Genomic DNA, 21,095 nt, shown 5'->3' on the forward strand with positions numbered 1-21,095 from the left:
TGCAGCTCGAAGTATGACGAGTATGCCGGGTATATTGAGAAAACCGATAATAAATTACCTATCATTAGAATTACTGATTTACTTCGATTCTTGATTGACGCAATCCTATTTACCCGATAAATCTATATAAAGATTAGGTTTAACCAAAGGGATTGACACCATGAATATCGCAGCGTCTTCAACAGACAATCATCAGTATGTTATCGCCAAATTTGGCGGCACTAGCGTCGCTAACTTTGAAGCGATGAACAACAGCGCCAATATTGTTCTCTCCAACCCAAATGTGCGAGTTGTGGTACTTTCCGCCTCTGCTGGCATTACCAATTTATTAATCGAACTGGCCGAAGGTTGCGATGCTGATAAACGTAATGAACTGCTGAAAAAAGTGAAGGATATTCAATACGCAATTATTGATAACTTACAAACTGCTGATGTTATTCGTGAGGAAATCAATCGATTACTCGATAATATTGCTCATTTAGCTGATTCGGCTGCTTTAGCCACTTCTGATGCATTAACGGATGAAATGGTAAGCCACGGCGAATTAATGTCAACCTTACTATTTGTTGAAGTACTACGCCAACGTAATGCTAACTCCCAATGGTTTGACGTACGCAAAGTGATGAGAACGAATGACAGCTTTGGCCGTGCTGAACCAGAACTTGCTCAGCTAAAAGCATTGTCAGAACAACAACTCATGCCACGCCTTACTGAGTCGGTTGTCATTACTCAAGGGTTTATTGGTCGTGATGAAAAAGGCCGCACGACCACTCTTGGGCGCGGTGGAAGTGACTACACCGCCGCTTTGTTAGCTGAAGTCCTTAATTTATCACGTGTAGATATTTGGACTGACGTTCCTGGAATTTACACCACTGACCCTCGCGTCGTACCGAGTGCCCAACGCATTGATGAAATTGCTTTCGATGAAGCGGCAGAAATGGCGACCTTTGGCGCAAAAATTTTGCATCCTGCGACACTCCTTCCTGCAGTACGTGCGGGGATCCCAGTTTTTGTCGGTTCAAGTAAAGCCCCCGAAGCCGGCGGCACCATTGTGTGTGATAAAACCACGAATCCACCACAATTTAGGGCATTAGCACTGCGCCGTAAACAAACGCTACTCACCTTGCACAGTCTAAAAATGCTGCACGCACGCGGTTTCTTAGCGGAAATTTTCACCATTTTACTGCGCCACAATATTTCAGTGGATCTAATTACGACTTCAGAGGTCAGTGTCGCCCTAACCTTAGACACAACAGGTTCAACGGGAACTAACGGCAGTTTACTCACCAATGCGCTAATGACAGAACTATCCGCATTATGCCGTGTTGAAGTGGAAGAAGATTTAGCGCTCGTCGCAATCATTGGTAATGAGCTGTCGCAAGTGAATGGCCTCGGGAGACAAATTTTTGGGGCGCTTGAGTCATTCAATATTCGCATGATCAGCTATGGAGCAAGTAGCCACAATATTTGTTTATTGGTACCTGGAAATGATGCTGAAGAGATCGTTCGTACCTTGCACAGTAACTTATTCGAATAGTGTGGAAGTTTGATCAAAATACTAGAAGGCGATCATTTCGATCGCCTTCTATATTATACAATTAATCCTCTCTAGCATTTTTGCTGGGTTGCGCAACACTACCAGTGTATTGCAACATTTTTCCCGTCACGCCTTTATTCTGTTTTAAAAGCGCCAAGTTGCTTTTTGCGGTTTCATTACCGAGTTCTACCGCTCGTTCAAACCACATTACTGAACGAAAAATATTTTTCTCACCGCCCTCGCCTCGTGCATACATCACCGCAAGGTTGTTTTGGGCATCGCTATTTTTCTTAAATGCCGCTTTTTCCAGCAATTGCCGTGCTCTGTGTGTGTTTTTCGCCACACCCGTTCCCGTTAAATAAAAGATAGCTAACTGGTTTTGAGCTTCGATGTTATTTTCTTGCGCAATCAGCAACCAACTCAAAATATCATTCACATCAACATTTTTCAGCTCACCAGACACATACAGTTCCGCTAACTTAATTTGAGCCGCTTTACCATCACTGTTGGCAAGTGATATATACCACTCAATAGCCTTTTTGGGGTCTTTTTTAACCCCCCCTAACCCTTTTTCATAGAATTCAGCTACCTTCATTCCAGCTTCTTGGGATTTATTTTGTGCTGCTCGTTCATACCATAGAAAGGCTTCAGAGAGATCTTTACCAACGCCATTACCTTGCTCATAGGCTTTCGCAATCGCCAGTTGGGCCGCAATATTGTTCTGTTGCGCAGCGCGTTTATACCAGTACATCGCTTGGTAGCTATTCTTTTCTATTGCGCTATGACCTTCTTGATAAAAATCACCCATATTCACTTGCGCTGTCGCAGAGCCCATATTGGCGGCTTGACGATATAAATAAATCGCCATTTCGGCGTCCGGCTCTACACCCTCACCATTTTCATACATCACCGCTAAGTTATTCACTGCGGCTGCAATATTATTTCCCGCACTTCTTTCATACCACTCTCGAGCCTTCTGGTAATCAATATCACCACCTAACCCATCATGATAAAACAACCCCATCGCAAACTGTGCGTTGGCATGTTCTTGCTCCGCGGCCTCTGCATACCATGCTTTCGCTTGCTTTAAATTTTGCTCAACCCCAATGCCATGTTCATATAAGTAACCCATCGCATATTGGCAATAAGCATCGCCTTTTTCAGCACCTCGGCGATACCATTGTTCCGCTTGTCGGTATTTTTCCTGATTTTGCAATAACATCCCAAGGTAATAATCTCCATCTGTATTATCTCGGTCAGCTACCTTTTTAAACCAACGATAAGCCTCTTGCTCATTGACGGCTAAAAATTCAGTCCCATCCATATAAGCAAGCCCAACATCCACCATTGCCTCTTCATCTCCGGCATTCGCTAGCTTCAATTTTGCTTTGAATTCATCAGGAATAGGCGCGCTTTTAGGCTGCGCATGTAGCGTATTCGGTTTATCTTTCGTAGAAGGTGCTTCAACGATATTGCCAGCTTGCGCAAGGGAAATACCGCTAACATAGAGAACTAACAGAAAAGAACGTAATTTCATCACCATGACCTATTTATTGGCGTTATGTCATTAACATATCACTCCAATAAAAAATTCATAAGGGATGTTGGCTGAAAAAGTAGAATAACAAAGGAATTATTAAGAAAACGGAGGAGACGCCAGCTTCTTGCTAAAACTTTTGTCTCCGAAATAAGCCGCAGTACTTAGTTAACGCGGTAACCACCGTGTTTACTGGCAAATAAATTAAATTTACCCCACTCAATTAACAGAGCTTCCAATGTGCGGTGGCTAATCTTACACAGTTCAGAGATCTGAGAAACGACAAAGTGGTTTTCACTCACCAGTTCTGGTGAAAACACTTCCGCAATCCATTCACACTCTTTCGTGGTCACCAACCAACCGTCATTGGTCGAAAATTTATGCACGGGTACCATACCGTCTTTCGGGCTTTCTTGAGATAACAGCTTATTTTCATCGATTTGGGCTTGATGAAAAGCCGCGATTTCGTCCTCTGAAGGCACGGGTTCTACTGCTAAATTTTCTTCTAAAAATAGGTAAATTTCTTCTGCTCTTGCAGGTGTTAGCTCGCTTCTTAACCAAATCTGATTAAAACAGTGCTCATCCAGTGAATCATCGGTATCAAGCTTATCCATGATCTGTAAAACACTCATCATAGCGCTCACCGCGTCTTCGCTCATCATGAACGTTTCAGGCGCCGCACTGTTTTGGATCTGATAAGGAAAAACTGCCGAGCGTGGCAGTTCTTCTTCAATAATAAATTCATAGCTCATCATTGGCCCCCTCTAATGTATTACCTATAAGATGGTGCCGAATGCATGAAAAATCAATGTATTGATCTTGTTTTAATCTTCAGGGTCATAAGCTAAGTTTGGCGCTAGCCAACGCTCCAACTCCGTCACCGACATCCCTTTACGCTTTGCATAATCCTCAATTTGGTCTTTTTGTAGCTGGGCTACCGCAAAATATTTACTTTCAGGATGGCTAAAATACCAGCCTGATACCGAGGCCCCTGGCCACATCGCATAGGAACTGGTGAGTTGCATACCAATTTGCGTTTCCACGTCCAGTAACTGCCAAATTTTTGCCTTTTCTGTATGCTCAGGGCAAGCCGGATACCCCGGTGCAGGGCGGATCCCTTGGTAATTTTCGCGAATAAGTTCTTCATTACTCAAGTTTTCATCGTCTGCATAACCCCAATATTGCATGCGGACTTGTTGGTGTAGATATTCAGCAAATGCCTCCGCTAGCCTATCCGCCAGCGCTTTAACCATAATTTTATTATAATCATCATGCTGTTGTTCATATGCATCAGCAAGCGCGTCTTCTTCTAAGCCCCCTGTCACTGCGAAAGCCCCAATATAATCGGCTTTACCACTGTCCTTTGGCGCGACAAAGTCAGATAAACAATAGTTTGGAAACTCAGTTTTTAAAGTTTGTTGGCGTAAATTCAGCCCCATGACTTGCACATGGTTTCGCGACTCATCGGTATAAATTTCAATATCATCGCCAACCCGGTTTGCAGGGAATAAGCCAAAAATACCTTTTGGCGTTAATAAGCTTTCTTTATCAAGCTTATCTAACATATTATTAGCATCTTTCAATAACTTACGCGCTTCAGAACCGACCACTTCATCCTCTAAGATCCGCGGGTATTTACCTGCCAGCGACCACGTCATAAAAAATGGCGTCCAATCAATATAGTTTCTCAGCGTTGAAATAGATGCGGTGACTTCTTGAATACCAAGAAATTTTGGCACAGGTGGTTGGTAATGTTGCCAATCAATATTAACCGCATTAGCGCGTGCCACATCCAGTGCCACAGGCGGTGTTTTTGGCCTTCTACGGCCATGTTGCTGACGAACCGTTTCATATTCACGGCAAGTGCGCGCAACAAAATCTGCTTTTTGTGTTGCTGACAATAGCGCTGCGACAACCCCCACAGTTCGAGAGGCATTTTGCACGTAAGTCGTTGGCCCACTATAATTAGGCTCAATTTTCACGGCAGTGTGTGCTTTTGATGTTGTCGCCCCACCAATCAGTAATGGCAAGGTAAACCCTTGTCTTTCCATCTCTTTAGCTACGTGCACCATTTCATCAAGAGATGGCGTGATCAAACCGGATAACCCAATAATATCGACGTTCTCTTCACGTGCTGTTTTTAGAATAGTTTCACACGGAACCATCACGCCTAAATCAATGATTTCATAGTTATTACACTGCAGAACAACCCCAACGATATTTTTGCCTATGTCATGAACATCGCCCTTTACCGTCGCGAGTAAGATTTTTCCTGCACTACTACCTGACTGCTTAAGCTCTTGAATATAAGGTTCTAAATAGGCTACGGCCTGTTTCATCACCCGAGCAGATTTCACCACTTGAGGTAAGAACATTTTTCCTTCCCCAAATAAGTCTCCAACCACATTCATACCATTCATCAAGGGGCCTTCAATCACTTCGATTGGGCTGGAAGCACGTTGGCGTGTTTCTTCAGTATCTTCAATGATAAATTCGGTAATACCTTTCACTAATGCGTATTCAAGACGCTTTTCAACTTCCCAACTACGCCATTCCGCTTGTTGAACTTGCTGCTCTCCTGCCCCTGCTCCACGGTATTTTTCCGCCAGTTCAAGCAAACGTTCTGTACTGTCATCACGGCGATTTAAAATCACATCTTCAACAGCATCTTTTAATTCAGTAGGCAGGTCATCATAGATAGCGAGCTGCCCCGCATTAACGATCCCCATATCCATTCCATTACGAATGGCGTAATACAGGAAAACAGCATGAATTGCTTCACGTACAGGGTCGTTCCCTCTAAATGAAAAGGAGACGTTGGAAACCCCGCCAGAAATCATCGCATGAGGTAACTGAGCCTTAATGTCCTTACAGACTTCAATAAAATCAACGGCATAGTTATTATGCTCTTCGATTCCTGTGGCTACGGCAAAAATATTTGGGTCAAAAATAATGTCTTCAGGAGGGAAGCCCACCTCTTCGGTAAGGATCTGATAAGCACGGCGACAAATTTCAATTTTCCGCTCACGTGTATCTGCTTGGCCAACTTCATCAAATGCCATGACGACCACCGCAGCACCATATTTGCGCAATAATTTAGCATGCTCAATAAATGCCTCAACCCCCTCTTTCATTGAGATTGAATTGACGATCCCTTTACCTTGTATGCACTTAAGCCCCGCCTCGATCACCTCCCATTTTGAGGAGTCAATCATAATTGGCACGCGAGCAATATCAGGCTCACCAGCAATCAGATTCAAGAAACGCACCATCGCCGCATGGGAGTCCAACATCCCTTCATCCATATTGATGTCGATGATTTGCGCACCATTTTCAACTTGCTGACGTGCCACATCTAAGGCTTCTTGGTAATTTTCTTCTTTAATCAGCCGCTTAAATTTTGCTGATCCCGTCACATTGGTTCTTTCCCCAACGTTAACAAATAACGATTTTTCGCCAATATTTAACGGTTCTAAACCCGATAAACGGCATTCAACAGGTAGTGACGGTAATTGACGTGGTGTGATGCCTTTTACGGCTTCTGCCATTTTTTTGATATGTAATGGCGTCGTTCCACAACACCCACCAACAATATTTAAGAACCCTGCGGTTGCCCATTCATGAATTTGTTCAGCCATATTTTGCGCATCAAGATCATATTCACCAAACGCATTCGGCAGCCCTGCATTAGGGTGCGCACTGACATAACATTCCGCAATCCTCGATAATTCAGCAATATACTGGCGCAGCTCATCCGGACCTAATGCACAGTTCAAGCCAAATGATATCGGCTGCGCATGGCGCAATGAGTTATAAAATGCTTCTGTTGTTTGCCCTGATAATGTCCGGCCAGAAGCATCCGTGATCGTACCTGAGATCATAATAGGTAGAGAAACACCCAAAGCTTCCAGTTCAGTTTCTACCGCAAAGATCGCGGCTTTCGCATTCAATGTGTCAAAAATGGTTTCGATCATGATCAGATCTACCCCACCTTTTACTAAGTATCGGGTAGATTCACGGTAGGCTTCAACGAGTTGATCAAAGGTGATATTGCGATAAGCAGGATCATTAACATCAGGAGAAATAGAAGCAGTACGGTTTGTCGGGCCTAAAACTCCGGCAACATAACGCGGCTGGTCAGGGGTTTTACGTGTCCACTCATCAGCACATTCACGGGCAAGGCGTGCAGCAACCTCGTTAATTTCAGCGGAAAGTGATTCCATTTTATAATCAGCCATCGCAATGGATGTTGAGTTAAAAGTATTGGTTTCAACAATATCCGCGCCCGCTTCAAAGTATTGAGAATGGATATCTCGAATAATATCTGGCTGAGTTAAGACTAATAGATCATTATTTCCCTTTAAATCACTCGGCCAATCCGCAAATCGTTCTCCGCGAAACTGGGCTTCCGACAACTTATGTTGTTGGATCATTGTTCCCATTGCACCATCTAATACCAATATACGTTTTTTTAATTCTTGTTCTAATTGATTAACTTTTGCGGACACTGCACTGCCCTCCTAAAATGGAACACTGAGAAATAAGTCAAATTTTTACCTTTAACATCCTATCACAACTTCTCGCGTGAAAATTCGCTGTTATGATGAGAGTTTTTCAAGGTTGCACAAGAGCACACTTTTCACTGATCCGATGAGTATTTTCAAGTGAAATAGTTCATAATAGAAGCTAAATGACAGTCAGGAGAGACTTAATGGCAACGGCACCAATTACTAAGAAACTTAAAAAAGCAAAAGGGCCGGCGAGTGGCGCAGCTGCAGCAGGACAAGTTCAATCATTAAGTCGTGGATTAACACTATTGGAATATATTTCCGAATCGACAGGGGGAATTGCCCTCACTGACCTTGCGATGCAAGCTGGCTTACCCAACTCAACAACACATCGCCTTTTAATGACTTTAGAACAACATGGTTTTGTTCGCCAAACTGGTGATTTAGGCCTATGGGTTATTGCTTCTCATGCTTTTATCATTGGTAGCAGCTTTTTAGAGAGTCGTAATTTGTTAGCCCTCGTCCACCCAATACTACGCCGCTTAATGGATGAATCGGGGGAAACTGTCAACTTAGCTATCCTAGACCATACAGAGTACGATGCCGTCATTGTTGACCAAGTACAATGCAATGCGCTAATGAGAATGTCAGCACCAATCGGAGGAAAACTGCCATTACACGCCTCGGGGGCAGGCAAAGCATTCATTGCTAACTTACCAGAAGACAAACTGGTTCCACTTTTAAGCCGTAAAGGTTTACATGCTTATACGCCTTATACATTAACTAACCCATCAGCTTTAAAAGAGAATTTACAACAGGCTAAAAAGCAAGGTTTTTCTTATGATGACGAAGAGCATGCATTAGGGTTACGCTGTATTGGGGCTTGTATTTATGATGAACACAAAGAAGCTTTCGCAGCCATTTCTATTTCAGGCCCATTATCACGTATCACTGACGACCGTATTACTGAATTAGGCGCTATGGTTATCAAAGCCGCAAAAGAAATAAGCCATGAATATGGCGCAAACCGCTAGCTAAACTAGTGAAAGTGAAAGTGAAAGTGAAATACAAAGCAACCTGTATTTCACTTAACCTTACAAAGCTTTTTACTGCCCTCTAATCACCTTGCTGATTTGTTGAAATAGTAGGCAACTTCAGAGTCTTTTCAAATAACTTAAATTTTTGCATATCACGGTACTTTTCAATGAGTGCCAACGCGATAGCCTCTGTTTCAGCATCCGCTTGTCCTTCAATATCTCGCGGTCGGAAATGCAATTGGAAAGCACGCAATGTTTTTTTCGTCTGTGGATCTAACTTACCTGATAGCGGGATTGTTGAATATCCATAAAAATTAAGCGCTTTTTGAATGCGTAACACGCTTGCGGGCTCATTGGCATTACGCCCCGCCAGAAATTTAGTGACTGTTTTTGGGTCAGGCCAAGCCCCTATACCATGTTGAGCAAGACGTTGCCATGGAAATGCCTTGCCTGGGTCTTGCTTGCGCAATGGTGCGATATCACTGTGACCAATAATATTTTCTGGGGGAATACTATAGCGCTGCATAATATCTTGGATGAGAGGTATCAATGCCACAATTTGCGCTTCATTGTAAGGAGCCCACTGTTGCTTTCCTTTAACATCCTTTTGTACCCCTGCATTAACGATTTCAATTCCAATAGAAATATCATTCAAACCATTATGCTGTAGCCAATAACTTTCACCTGCATGCCATGCTTTTAATGATTCGGGTACGAGTTGTAATACAACAGGCTGGCCATTTTTAGTTTCAGGTACACTCGGTATGAGAAAATGGGAGCTCACTTTGCCTTGCGTTAGTGTGGCTATGGAACGCGCATCATCGGAAACGGTGTAGTGAATAATGACATATTGAATGCGCTGACTACTATTTTTTGATGGGTAACGGTTATCGAGATAGTAACCTTTGTTCGAGGCCGAACAGCCTAATAGTAAAAAAGCAAACAATATCCCTATATATTTGAACATCAAACCATAGCCTTACTCTATTATTCATTAAGCTTTATTTAAGCATTGTGTCGCCTGCAATACTATCAATTTTCATGCACCAACAACATCACAATGCTTATTCTTTTTAGAAAAACAGATAATAGAAAATGAAATAAATGTTTAAATACATCATGTTAAAACCTTTTTAGCTCATATTAGAAACAAAAAAGGTTTTCTTATTAACGAAAAACATCCCCTTCTATTAAATGGTAGGGAACATTGGAAAAAGTAGAGAGAGAAGCGCCAGAAAAAATTATAATTATGATCACTAATAAGCTCCCCTCCTTAAAATAGAGACATATTGAATTGATTATTCTTATTTCTAGAATTTAATTTTAAGTAGTTACCATAGACATATTTTTTTCGAGTACTATGCAAAATTAATCGTCTAATTCTCTATAACGTATAAGTTATAACCTATTTTTTATACTAGGCATTTTAAAAGGGAATAAATTATTCATAAAATGTTATAAAAAGAAAATAAAAATTATCTTGCTTAGGTTATCGCTAACTCATTTTTTTCATACTCAACCTGCTTAGCAATGATTTTAGTAATCTCATTAATATCAATATCTAAAAAAATTACAATTTCAATTAGTTTATCTAAACTCAACTTATTAATACCTAACTCATATCGTGATACTTGCTGTTGGCTCAAATGAATAATCGAACCCAGCTCATTTCCTGATAACCCTTTACTCACTCTAGCCTTACGTAAATGATTACCTAGTAATGCATAAATATTTTTCTTTTTAGCTATATGCATAACCATCTCCTAAATGTAAATAAGAAAAATAATTTAGCTAGTATTATTCATTATAAAATTAATCATAACTATTTAAAATAGTTATGAGCAATCAAAGATAACAAGATTGATAGACAAACATCATTTTTATATACAAAAAAAATGAGGAAAATAATATATGTAAAGTAATCCATTGCTTTATAAAAGTTTTTTTATTTTTATAATTAAATTACATTTCTATATGTTTTTTTTGATCAAATCGATAATTTAATATACTTTTACATTTTAAATGTTACTAGAAATAATTAGTAACTAATCAAAATAATTATCTGTTTTTTATTATTAAATAATTTTCACTCTATATGTTAAATTTTTACATACGCAAAAATTGTGTTTTCCCTTTTTTATATCAAAAAACAGATTAATAATTTATCTTATTATTATAATATTCTCTATAGTCAGGCTAATAATCTGATTTCGGCCTAAAAACAACAATCCCGGCCTTCCCTTTTAAGTAATCGTTCAGTTCGATATCAATAACCTGAAGATTTCTACGTAGTGAAGAAGCATTTCTAAATATTGTTTTATTATCTTTACGTATTACAACACCCACATGACTTACATCTAATCCATCATCCTTTGAATAAACACCAATGTAATCCCCTGATTTTAATCTTAATGCTAAATCATCATCCACATATTTAACTGGAATATAGTTTATTAGTCTACTTTTAACAGGCAAACCTGATATATATCGCTGGTTATAATTTTTCAAATTAAGTTGTTTATTTACCCGAATAAAGTGTGGGCTTATTTCGCTAGTAATATCTACCACAATTGCCTCAGGTTCTTGCACCCAATCAGAGAAAAAATGCCGCCGATGTTTAAATGTAATATTTTGGTTGATATAACGAATATTGATTAAATTTGAAACAAACTGCTCGTAATTGTTAGAACGCTTAAAAGCCTCGATGTACTCTATGAATGTCATACAGTCCATCTCTTTCAAATTAATCACCAATTCTTCAGGTGATAGCGGACTCATATTCAAAGTTTGTTTATTGTAAGGTGTAGTTAAAAAATATCGGGTCAATACATCAATTTTTTCTGCTTGTGACGCATTCTGTAACTGCATTGCCGTTTGTTCATTAAAAACTTCAGTTAAAATTTTATATGACCCCGAAGCTAAGATAACCTCAGCCCTAACAAAATTTGCCAATAACACTATAAATGCAGCTATAACTAGCCTTAACATCCTGCAGCTCTTCTCATGAATACAACCTAACCTTCGACAATCATCTAATTGAATTTTGATGATAAAATCATCAACTAAGCCACTATAGCATGCTTATTTGTCTATTTCCTACCCTGTCCACACCATAATATAAATTTGATTCAGATCACAGATAGCTTCGAATATTCATTTTCTATATTGCAACTCCTCCGCTTTCATTGAACAATGTTACCGGTAACATTGATGCTATAGTTCACAAGTAAATAACGATAGGCACAACCCGAATTGACTTGCAGTTTGATTCATCTTTTTACTGCACTATGGAGCAATTATCATGAGCATGACCACCTCTAAAGAGACAAATCCTTCAGTGATCAATAAAGAACTTGATCGCATCACTCAACGTATCATTTCTCGTTCACTGAAAACTCGAGCTGCTTATCTCAAAAAAATAGAGCAGGCTCGTTGTATGACCGTCCATCGAGCATCACTCGCTTGCGGTAACCTTGCCCATGGCTTTGCAGCATGCCAAAGCGAAGAAAAACAAATTCTTAAAAGCATGACTCGCTCTGATATTGCAATCATCAATTCCTACAATGATATGCTTTCTGCTCATCGTCCCTACGACAAGTACCCTGAACAACTCAAAAAAGCATTATTAGAAGCTGGCTCAATTGGCCAAGTCGCTGCGGGTGTCCCAGCAATGTGTGATGGCGTAACCCAAGGGCAAGATGGGATGGAACTATCGATGCTAAGTCGAGATGTCATTGCCATGTCAACTGCCATTGGCCTATCCCATAATATGTTTGATGGTGCGCTCTATTTAGGTATTTGCGACAAAATTGTTCCAGGCTTAATGCTTGGCGCACTTTCATTTGGTCACCTTCCTGCAATATTTGTCCCAGCAGGTCCAATGGCAACAGGCTTACCAAATAAAGAAAAGGTTCGTATTCGCCAGCTGTATGCTGAAGGCAAAGTTGATCGACTCGCTTTATTAGAAGCCGAAGCCGCCTCTTACCATGGGATCGGCACCTGTACTTTTTACGGTACTGCCAACTCGAATCAAATGATGATGGAGGTCATGGGGTTACATCTACCCGGTGCGTCATTTGTACCACCTGACTCTCCACTACGGGATGCATTAACAGAGGCTGCCGCACGACAAATTACGCGTTTAACTGAACAATCGGGCCAGTACTTACCTATCGGTCAACTGGTTAACGAAAAAGTTATTGTCAACGGTATCGTCGCATTGCTCGCGACGGGAGGCTCAACTAACTTAACCATGCATCTTGTTGCTATAGCAAGAGCCGCAGGGATCATTATCAATTGGGATGATTTTTCCGATATTTCAGCTATTGTTCCACTTATTTGCCGTATCTATCCTAATGGCCAAGCGGATATCAACCAATTCCAAGCCGCAGGTGGCGTAGCTTTGCTTATCCACCAGCTATTACAAAAAGGTTTATTATATAACGATGTCCATACCGTAGCAGGATTCGGGCTGGAACGTTATACCATGGAACCTTGGCTAAATAATGGCCAACTTGAATGGCGAGAAGGCCCTAAATCCTCGTTTAATCCTGATGTTATCGCTGAAATAGAACACCCATTCTCACCTCATGGGGGCACAAAATTACTTTCTGGTAACTTAGGGCGTGCCGTGATGAAAACATCAGCAGTTCCTGAAGAAAATCAAGTTATTGAAGCTCCAGCAGTCGTATTTAACAACCAAAATGAGATTGCATCACACTTTGAAGCAGGTGAGCTTAATAAAGATTGTATTATTGTTGTCCGCTTCCAAGGGCCATCCGCGAATGGCATGCCTGAACTTCATAAACTCATGCCTCCTCTGGGTGTACTTATGGATAAAGGCTACAAAGTCGCGTTAGTTACTGATGGTCGCTTGTCCGGAGCATCCGGTAAAGTACCATCTGCAATTCATGTCACCCCTGAAGCTTATAATGGTGGGTTGTTAGCAAAAGTAAAAAATGGCGATATCATTAGGGTAAATGCATTGACTGGAGAATTACAATTACTAGTTGATGAAGAAGAACTCAATAAACGCCAACCCTTCGAGGCTGATTTAACTGCTGAGCGTAGTGGTTGTGGAAGGGAGCTTTTCGGTGCATTAAGAAGACATTTATCAGGTGCCGAAGAAGGTGCTTGTAGTATTGATTTTTAATCTATTTTCATTGAATAGGAATAGAAAATGAATAATTGGAAAATGACCGCTGAAAGCGTATTAAAACAAGGCCCTGTCGTCCCTGTTATTGTTATCAAAAAATTAGAACAAGCGGTTCCTCTTGCAAAAGCATTAGTCAAAGGTGGCATTAGAGTGTTAGAAGTCACTTTACGTACGGAGTGTGCTATCGATGCTATTCGCCTCATTGCAAAAGAAGTGCCTGAGGCTATTATTGGCGCAGGTACTGTTATTAATGCAAAACAACTCGCTGAAGTTACTGAAGCTGGAGCACAATTCGCAATTAGTCCCGGTTTGACAGATGAATTACTCAATGCAGCAACCAAAGGAGATATTCCTTTAATCCCTGGAATTTCAACTGTTTCTGAACTTATGCTTGGTATGCAATATGGCCTGAAAGAGTTCAAATTTTTCCCAGCGGAAGCCAATGGTGGCGTTAAGGCGCTAAAAGCCATTGCGGGCCCTTTCTCACAAGTCAAATTTTGCCCAACCGGTGGAATATCGCTAGATAATTACCTTAACTATTTAGAATTAGATAGTGTTCTGTGTATTGGTGGCTCTTGGTTAGTGCCTGAAGAGGCTTTGAATTCAGGCAATTATGAAAAAATTACCCAACTTGCTCAAGAAGCTGTACAAGGCGCAAAAAAATAGCATTCCCGAAAAACGACTCAATGCTTGCTGAGTCGTTTTTAATTGCCTTTAATTAATACGCGACTATTCCCATTAGTTGCGTATTATAGTTATGCAACCTCACTGAATTTATGGCAAAAACGTAATTCCTCACGATAGGCATAAACATCTTCTACGTGCCCCGCCAAAATTCTATTTTGTAACTTTTGCCAATAATCTGCGGAAAATAAATCTGCATGATATTGTTGCAAGTAATGACGAATTTTCTCATTTTGGCAAATAAAAGAAGCAAACTCTTCAGGGAAAACATCTTGCTCACCAATGCTATACCATGGCTCACTAGATAATTCTTGCTCAGGGTATAATGGCTCAGGAATTTTACGAAAATTCACCTCTGTCATATAACAGATTTCATCATAATCATAAAAAACAACACGGCCATGCCGCGTTACTCCAAAATTTTTAAACAACATATCTCCGGGGAAAATATTCGCAGCCGCTAACTGTTTAATCGCCCAGCCATATTCATTTAATGCATTATGTAATTGCGCGTCAGTGGCATTATCCATATAAATATTCAATGGGATCATCTTTCTTTCCATGTACAAATGACGAATCAATATGTTATCGCCTAAATCTTCAATTTGAGATGGAACCTCTTTCAATAATTCCACCATTAACTCATCGCTGATGGAAGACTTACTAATCACAAAATTTTCAAACTCTTGGGTGTCAGCCATACGGCCAACTCTATCGTGCTCTTTAACCAAACGATAGCATTCTAAAACTCGTTCTCGTGTTACTTGCTTTTGTGGCGCAAATTGATCCTTAATAATTTTAAAAACACGATCGAAAGAAGGGGACGTAAAGACCAACATCACCATTCCTTTAACACCTGGTGCAACCGTAAATTGCTCTCGTGAAAAATTAATATAGGCGAGATACTCTCTGTAATACTCTGTTTTTCCATGCTTTTGACAGCCAATTGCCATATATAATTCGGCAATTGACTTACTGGGTAAGATCTCCCTCAACCAAAAAACCAGTGCTGCAGGAAAAGGAGCATACACCATAAAATAGGAACGAGCGAAACCAAACACAATACTGGCTTCATCAAACTCGGTTAAACACGTATCAATATAAATGTGCTGACAATCATCATGATGAATAGGAAGTAAGAATGGATAGACCTCATCATTAATATAAATTTTACCAATCAGCCAAGCTGCCTTATTACGATAAAATAGCTCATTTGCGATATGAAAGCTGACTTTCTGGCTTTCAATATCGGAAAATTTTGTTTTTAATACATTGATAATACAATGAATATCTAAATTTAAATTCCGCCATTTTAACCTTAGCGGTAACCCACTTAATATAGTAAACAATAACTCATCTAAATTATTATTAACAAAGTATTCGCGAGCTAGAGGCCTAGGAGCAATAGAAAAGCGTCTCGCAGGCTGAGACGTAAAAATAAATAAATTATCTTGTGTCAGCTCCCGATGCTGAAATAACCGGCAGTAAACTGAATTAAAGAAGCTTTCTGCTATTTCAAACCTTGGATAATCTGGTAATAAGGTTTTATAAACATTTTTTATTTGAGCCAGTTTATCGGGTGTTAAAGATTGAACTAGCCCCATAAACTGTAGCTGAGCGACAACTAAACCAACATGGTGATCATACAGCTGAATTCTTCTTTTCATCGCATGCTGAATTGCATGCCAATCTGCCTGCTCAAACCTTTCTTGTGCACCTGAGGTTATCTCAAGGAAACGACCATATTGAGCATCAAAACCCTGTAAAATGGTCTGAGCTATTATCTGTTCTGTCGTCAATATCATAACCACTCCTATAAGAATACAGACTTATTTTGAATAAAAAACAGGCACTAAACGTGCCTGAAAAATTAACAGATACAGCTAACCAACAGAAACACCGATTGAAAGGGAAATAATCTGACTAGAATTGCTCTTCTTCAGTCGAGCCAGTTAATGCTGTCACTGATGAAGTGCCACCTTGAATAACTGTTGTCACTTTATCAAAATAGCCTGTTCCTACCTCCTGTTGATGCGAAGAGAAGGTATAACCTTTATTAATTGCAGCAAACTCACACTCTTGGACTTTTTCAACATAATGCTTCATGCCTTCACCTTGTGCATAGGAATGAGCTAAGTCAAACATGTTGAACCACATACTGTGAATACCTGCTAGCGTAATGAATTGGAAGCGGTACCCCATTGCTGAAAGCTCATCTTGGAATCGTGCGATCGTGCTGTCATCTAAATTCTTTTTCCAATTAAATGAAGGAGAGCAATTGTAAGCTAATAATTTACCAGGGAATTTAGCATGAATAGCTTCAGCAAACTGTCTTGCCGCTTCAAGGTCAGGTTTTGACGTTTCACACCAAACAAGGTCTGCGTAAGGTGCATAAGCTAACCCACGACTAATTGCTTGCTCAATTCCTGCTTTGGTTCGGAAAAAACCTTCAGAAGTGCGTTCCCCAGTAACAAATGCCGCATCATAGGCATCACAGTCAGATGTTAGAAGATCTGCTGCATCAGCATCAGTTCTAGCAACTAAAATAGTTGGCACACCTGAAACATCCGCCGCTAAACGAGCAGCAACCAGTTTTTGAATCGCCTCTTGGGTAGGCACAAGAACTTTCCCCCCCATATGGCCACATTTTTTAACCGCGGCTAATTGGTCTTCAAAATGAACCGCAGCTGCTCCAGCTTCTATCATATTTTTCATGAGCTCGAAGGCATTTAATACGCCACCAAAACCCGCTTCCGCATCCGCGATAATAGGTAAAAAATAATCAATATACTCTTTATTGTCAGGGCCAATACCATTCGCCCACTGAATTTGATCTGCCCGACGGAATGTATTATTAATTTTCTTAACTACCGATGGTACTGAATCGACAGGGTAAAGTGATTGGTCCGGGTACATACTCGATGATGTATTTGCGTCCGCAGCTACCTGCCAACCTGATAAATAAATAGCTTCAATACCGGCTTTCGCTTGTTGTAGCGCTTGCCCACCCGTTAAGGCTCCCAGTGCATTTACATAACCTTTCTTTGAACCGCCATGTAGTTGATCCCAAAAGCGTTCTGCACCTTTGCGTGCTAAAGAGTGTTCGATATGCACAGAACCACGCAATTTCACCACTTCTTCCGCTGTATATGGGCGAGTAATACCTTTCCAACGTGGTTGTTTCCATTCATTTTCTAATTGGGCAATTTGTTCTAAGCGCGATGTTGTCATGATCCACTTCCTTTATAAGAATATGTAGGGTTTATCGAATTTTTTATTCACAATGATTAATCTAATAATTGGTATCCAGGGATAGTTAAGAATTCTATAAGCTCATCCTGTGTAGTAATCCGCCTCATCAGTTCTGCAGCCTCACGGAAACGGCCACTTTGAAAACGCTTATCACCAAGTTCTTTTTGGATAACCTGTAACTCTTCATCTAACATTTCTTCAAATAATGCCTTAGTGACTTTTTCACCGGTGGACAAGGTTTTACCGTGGCGGATCCACTGCCAAATTGAAGTGCGTGAAATTTCTGCTGTCGCAGCATCCTCCATCAAACCATAGATAGGTACACAGCCATTCCCTGAAATCCATGCTTCAATATATTGCACAGCAACGCGAATATTAGCCCGCATCCCCGCTTCAGTTCGCTCACCGGCACAAGGTTCTAATAACTGGTCAGCTGTAATTTCTTCATCGAAATCACGAGATACATGTAGTTGGTTTTGGCGCTCACCAAGTACTTGATTAAACACGTTCATAACGGTATCCGCTAAACCTGGGTGCGCAATCCAAGAGCCATCATGGCCATTTCTCGCTTCTAGTTCTTTGTCTGCTTTTACTTTCGCTAGAATAGTTTCATTTTCTTCGGGGTCCTTGCTCGGTATAAAAGCAGACATTCCCCCCATCGCAAATGCTCCGCGGCGGTGGCACGTTTTAATTAATAAGCGCGAATAGGCACTTAAAAATGATTGTGTCATTGTGACAACTTGGCGGTCTGGCAATACTCGGTCAGCATGCTCCTTCAATGTTTTGATATAACTAAATATGTAGTCCCAACGCCCACAATTCAGCCCCACAACGTGGTGACGCATGTGATATAAGATTTCATCCATTTGGAATACAGCAGGTAATGTTTCGATCAGTACAGTTGCTTTGATCGTGCCCCGAGGTATACCCACGGAGTCTTCAGCCAGACTAAAAACATCGCTCCACCATTTTGCTTCCTGACAAGACTCAAGTTTTGGGATATAAAAGTAAGGACCACTCCCTTTTTCTAATAACGCTTGATAGTTATTAAAAAAGTAAATAGCGAAATCAAACAGGCCTCCAGGAATAGGCTTACTTCCTGATAAAACATGTTTTTCATCTAAATGAAGACCACGAACACGAGCAATCAAAACTGCTGGATTTGATTTTAATTGGTAAACCTTTCCATTTTCGTTGGTATAAGAAATATCACCGCGGATCGCATCCCTTAAATTGATTTGGCCATCGATCAATTTTTCCCATGAAGGTGAAAGGGAATCTTCAAAATCTGCCATAAATACTTTTACATTGGCATTTAAGGCATTAATAACCATTTTACGTTCAACCGGACCCGTAATTTCGACACGGCGATCTTGTAAATCTTCAGGGATACTTTGAATTTTCCAATCTGATTTTTTTATGGAATCAAATTCTGAAATAAAGTTAGGTAAAGAACCAGCATCTATCTTTTGCTGTCTGACCTCTCTATCTTTTAATAATTTTTCTCGGCGAGGAAGAAACTCTTCAACTAGTTTAGAAAGAAATGCAATAGAATCAATATGTAACACTTGTCTTTCAAACTGTTCAATATTCTTTGTGAATGTTAATTCCGATATAGATAATTGCTGCTCCATCGACCAAACCCTCATTCATCGTTGACTATGAAATAAGCATAAGATCAAAATAGATATAAATCAAAAACGATTTCCATTTTAATTAAAAAGTCAAATATCTTATTGATAATAATGAATTTTAAATAAATTTATAAATTGATTAACCATTCCTTTGACTAGTCAAAAATGTTAAATAGTCGTTAAATCAACTAATTATAGAAAACTGTATTTTTAAAATTTTTCTTTGAAAACAAAAAAAGCAGCTAATAAATAGCTGCTTTCAGACTAACTGTGGTACCACTTTTACTATATAAGCCTAACTTTAACTGGTATAACCAGTAAAAATACTTATCTTATTATAATTTTTAAATTTATATTTCTTTTTTTAATCTAACGTTGGTTCCATATTAGTAAGATCAAAAGGTGTGATCTGATACACATAATAATTCAACCAATTTGAGAACAACAAGTGCCCATGACTACGCCAGCTCACGAGCGGAGGGTTGCTGGGATCATCATTTTTAAAATAATTGCATGGGATCTGAGGAGAAATTCCAGCATCTAGATCACGCCAATATTCTTGTGCAAGGGTGTCCCCATCATATTCGGGATGGCCTGTCACAAATGCTAAGCGTTTATCTTTTGACCCAAATAAATAAGCACCAGCCTCCTGTGAACTTGCTAAAATCTCTAGATCAGTGTGCTGGCGAATAAGGTCTTCCGGAAAATCAGCGTAGCGAGAGTGAGGTGCATAAAATGATCCATCAAACCCTCTAGTGAGTAAAGCATACGGCTCTAACGTATCATGCTGATAAATACCAGATAGTTTTTCTTCTCTAGTCCATTTTGGTAAGTCATACAAGACCTTTAAAGCCGCTTGTACAGCCCAACAAACGAAAAGGGTTGATGTCACATGTTGTTTCGCCCAAGCTATCACCCTTTCTATTTGTTGCCAGTATAATACGTCATTAAACTCAACCAGACCTAACGGAGCTCCCGTTACAATTAAGCCATCAAAGTTTTGATCCTGTATATCCTCAAAATCGCAATAAAAGGTATTTAAGTGCTCCGTTGGGGTATTCTTTGATTCTCGCTGGTCAATTCGTAATAGTTGAATATCAACCTGTAATGGTGTGTTCGACAGCAAACGCAGAAACTGGTTTTCAGTTTCTATCTTTTTCGGCATCAAATTGAGTATTAATACTTTCAAGGGACGGATCTCTTGATGACTTGCTCTTGTTGTTGTCATAACAAAAACATTTTCTTCTCTCAAGAAATTAACTGCCGGTAGTTCATCTGGTAAACGAATAGGCATCATTCATCCCCCCTTTTATCTGTTTATACGTTTAGACTTCTAGAATGCTAAATAATCTAACTAATGTTATCCGTCTTGTCGAGCCTTTCAAGGTTAAATGAAATAATTTCAAGCACTGTAACTTATAGTTTATTTCTAATAATTATATACAGCTATTAACCTTCTTATCTTCAATATATTGTATTAGTGATTACTACTTTTATTTGCCATAAGCTATTAGTAATTATTCTGTGAATAATATCTAAGATACTGTTATTTGATTGGGCTCTTATTCTAGCTGCTATACTGGCTTCCAAATTATGATGACGATTTAAATTCAATTAAAATATTAAACCGGAGTTGTTACTCACTACTTTGCATTTAGAATATCTATTCGTCACACCAATACAACCGCTTATCCCCCATTGCTTCTCCTAACTCCTGCCACCCCACCTTCACCAACAGCCACCATCCCCTT

The 21,095-nt window shown here is 39.9% G+C and carries 14 protein-coding genes; 4 read left to right on the forward strand and 10 right to left on the reverse strand.

Annotated elements, in window-relative coordinates:
• The first annotated feature begins 160 nt into the window (after positions 1-160).
• Positions 161-1,537, forward strand: a complete 1,377-nt coding sequence (lysC, locus tag PR834_RS14600; RefSeq protein ID WP_004261326.1) for a lysine-sensitive aspartokinase 3 — start codon at positions 161-163, stop codon at positions 1,535-1,537.
• 61 nt (positions 1,538-1,598) lie between these two features.
• Here the strand turns inward: lysC and PR834_RS14605 are convergent, their stop codons facing one another.
• From PR834_RS14605 to metH, 3 genes are all read right to left on the reverse strand, one after another.
• Entirely contained in the window at positions 1,599-3,074 is a 1,476-nt protein-coding gene (locus PR834_RS14605) for a tetratricopeptide repeat protein (RefSeq protein ID WP_136135414.1), read from the reverse strand.
• A gap of 164 nt (positions 3,075-3,238) precedes the next feature.
• The gene (locus PR834_RS14610) at positions 3,239-3,829 is read right to left on the reverse strand and encodes a hypothetical protein (RefSeq protein ID WP_004261328.1); all 591 of its coding nucleotides are present in this window, start codon (positions 3,827-3,829) and stop codon (positions 3,239-3,241) included.
• Positions 3,830-3,898: 69 nt separating this feature from the next.
• Positions 3,899-7,582: a methionine synthase gene (gene metH / locus PR834_RS14615; RefSeq protein ID WP_272536747.1), complete on the reverse strand. Its 3,684-nt coding sequence runs from the start codon at positions 7,580-7,582 to the stop codon at positions 3,899-3,901.
• A gap of 203 nt (positions 7,583-7,785) precedes the next feature.
• Here metH and iclR point away from each other — a divergent pair, with 203 nt between their 5' ends.
• Entirely contained in the window at positions 7,786-8,616 is an 831-nt protein-coding gene (iclR, locus tag PR834_RS14620; protein ID WP_036958355.1) for a glyoxylate bypass operon transcriptional repressor IclR, read from the forward strand.
• Between the two features lie 82 nt (positions 8,617-8,698).
• Here iclR and PR834_RS14625 read toward each other — a convergent pair whose 3' ends face one another.
• From PR834_RS14625 to PR834_RS14635, 3 genes are all read right to left on the reverse strand, one after another.
• A complete protein-coding gene (locus tag PR834_RS14625) occupies positions 8,699-9,586 on the reverse strand; it encodes an N-acetylmuramoyl-L-alanine amidase (protein ID WP_110592544.1) in 888 nt (295 codons plus the stop codon).
• A 517-nt stretch (positions 9,587-10,103) separates the two neighbouring features.
• Positions 10,104-10,373, reverse strand: coding sequence for a helix-turn-helix domain-containing protein (locus tag PR834_RS14630; RefSeq protein ID WP_231136087.1), 270 nt, complete (start codon positions 10,371-10,373; stop codon positions 10,104-10,106).
• Positions 10,374-10,815: 442 nt separating this feature from the next.
• Complete coding sequence (locus PR834_RS14635; RefSeq protein WP_262961190.1) at positions 10,816-11,607, reverse strand: DUF1460 domain-containing protein; 792 nt, start codon at positions 11,605-11,607, stop codon at positions 10,816-10,818.
• Between the two features lie 319 nt (positions 11,608-11,926).
• Here PR834_RS14635 and edd point away from each other — a divergent pair, with 319 nt between their 5' ends.
• Together edd and PR834_RS14645 are read left to right on the forward strand one after the other, a co-directional pair.
• Entirely contained in the window at positions 11,927-13,771 is a 1,845-nt protein-coding gene (gene edd, locus PR834_RS14640) for a phosphogluconate dehydratase (RefSeq protein WP_409373462.1), read from the forward strand.
• Positions 13,772-13,798: 27 nt separating this feature from the next.
• Complete coding sequence (locus PR834_RS14645; protein WP_004261341.1) at positions 13,799-14,440, forward strand: bifunctional 4-hydroxy-2-oxoglutarate aldolase/2-dehydro-3-deoxy-phosphogluconate aldolase; 642 nt, start codon at positions 13,799-13,801, stop codon at positions 14,438-14,440.
• A gap of 89 nt (positions 14,441-14,529) precedes the next feature.
• On the opposite strand, the gene aceK is transcribed toward PR834_RS14645, so the two are convergent.
• The 4 genes from aceK to metA form a co-directional block, all read right to left on the reverse strand.
• Positions 14,530-16,263 (reverse strand): bifunctional isocitrate dehydrogenase kinase/phosphatase, encoded by a 1,734-nt coding sequence (gene aceK / locus PR834_RS14650; RefSeq protein WP_272536748.1) that lies wholly within the window; start codon positions 16,261-16,263, stop codon positions 14,530-14,532.
• Between the two features lie 118 nt (positions 16,264-16,381).
• Positions 16,382-17,689, reverse strand: a complete 1,308-nt coding sequence (gene aceA, locus PR834_RS14655; protein ID WP_004261346.1) for an isocitrate lyase — start codon at positions 17,687-17,689, stop codon at positions 16,382-16,384.
• A 56-nt stretch (positions 17,690-17,745) separates the two neighbouring features.
• On the reverse strand, positions 17,746-19,344 hold the full coding sequence (gene aceB, locus PR834_RS14660) for a malate synthase A (RefSeq protein WP_272536749.1): 1,599 nt from the start codon (positions 19,342-19,344) through the stop codon (positions 17,746-17,748).
• Positions 19,345-19,708: 364 nt separating this feature from the next.
• The gene (gene metA / locus PR834_RS14665) at positions 19,709-20,638 is read right to left on the reverse strand and encodes a homoserine O-acetyltransferase MetA (protein ID WP_094962873.1); all 930 of its coding nucleotides are present in this window, start codon (positions 20,636-20,638) and stop codon (positions 19,709-19,711) included.
• Positions 20,639-21,095 lie beyond the last annotated feature (457 nt).

Source organism: Providencia sp. PROV182, from assembly GCF_028480325.1.
GTDB classification, from domain to species: domain Bacteria; phylum Pseudomonadota; class Gammaproteobacteria; order Enterobacterales; family Enterobacteriaceae; genus Providencia; species Providencia hangzhouensis.

Excerpts from the sequence above, each read along its gene's own strand:
- PR834_RS14630 (WP_231136087.1), bottom strand. The coding sequence starts at position 10,373 with ATGCATATAGCTAAAAAGAAAAATATTTATGCATTACTAGGTAATCAT.
- edd (WP_409373462.1), top strand. The coding sequence starts at position 11,927 with ATGACCACCTCTAAAGAGACAAATCCTTCAGTGATCAATAAAGAACTT.
- PR834_RS14645 (WP_004261341.1), top strand. The coding sequence starts at position 13,799 with ATGAATAATTGGAAAATGACCGCTGAAAGCGTATTAAAACAAGGCCCT.
- aceK (WP_272536748.1), bottom strand. The coding sequence starts at position 16,263 with ATGATATTGACGACAGAACAGATAATAGCTCAGACCATTTTACAGGGT.
- PR834_RS14610 (WP_004261328.1), bottom strand. The coding sequence starts at position 3,829 with ATGATGAGCTATGAATTTATTATTGAAGAAGAACTGCCACGCTCGGCA.
- PR834_RS14605 (WP_136135414.1), bottom strand. The coding sequence starts at position 3,074 with ATGAAATTACGTTCTTTTCTGTTAGTTCTCTATGTTAGCGGTATTTCC.
- aceB (WP_272536749.1), bottom strand. The coding sequence starts at position 19,344 with ATGGAGCAGCAATTATCTATATCGGAATTAACATTCACAAAGAATATT.
- lysC (WP_004261326.1), top strand. The coding sequence starts at position 161 with ATGAATATCGCAGCGTCTTCAACAGACAATCATCAGTATGTTATCGCC.
- PR834_RS14625 (WP_110592544.1), bottom strand. The coding sequence starts at position 9,586 with ATGTTCAAATATATAGGGATATTGTTTGCTTTTTTACTATTAGGCTGT.
- iclR (WP_036958355.1), top strand. The coding sequence starts at position 7,786 with ATGGCAACGGCACCAATTACTAAGAAACTTAAAAAAGCAAAAGGGCCG.
- metA (WP_094962873.1), bottom strand. The coding sequence starts at position 20,638 with ATGCCTATTCGTTTACCAGATGAACTACCGGCAGTTAATTTCTTGAGA.
- PR834_RS14635 (WP_262961190.1), bottom strand. The coding sequence starts at position 11,607 with ATGTTAAGGCTAGTTATAGCTGCATTTATAGTGTTATTGGCAAATTTT.
- aceA (WP_004261346.1), bottom strand. The coding sequence starts at position 17,689 with ATGACAACATCGCGCTTAGAACAAATTGCCCAATTAGAAAATGAATGG.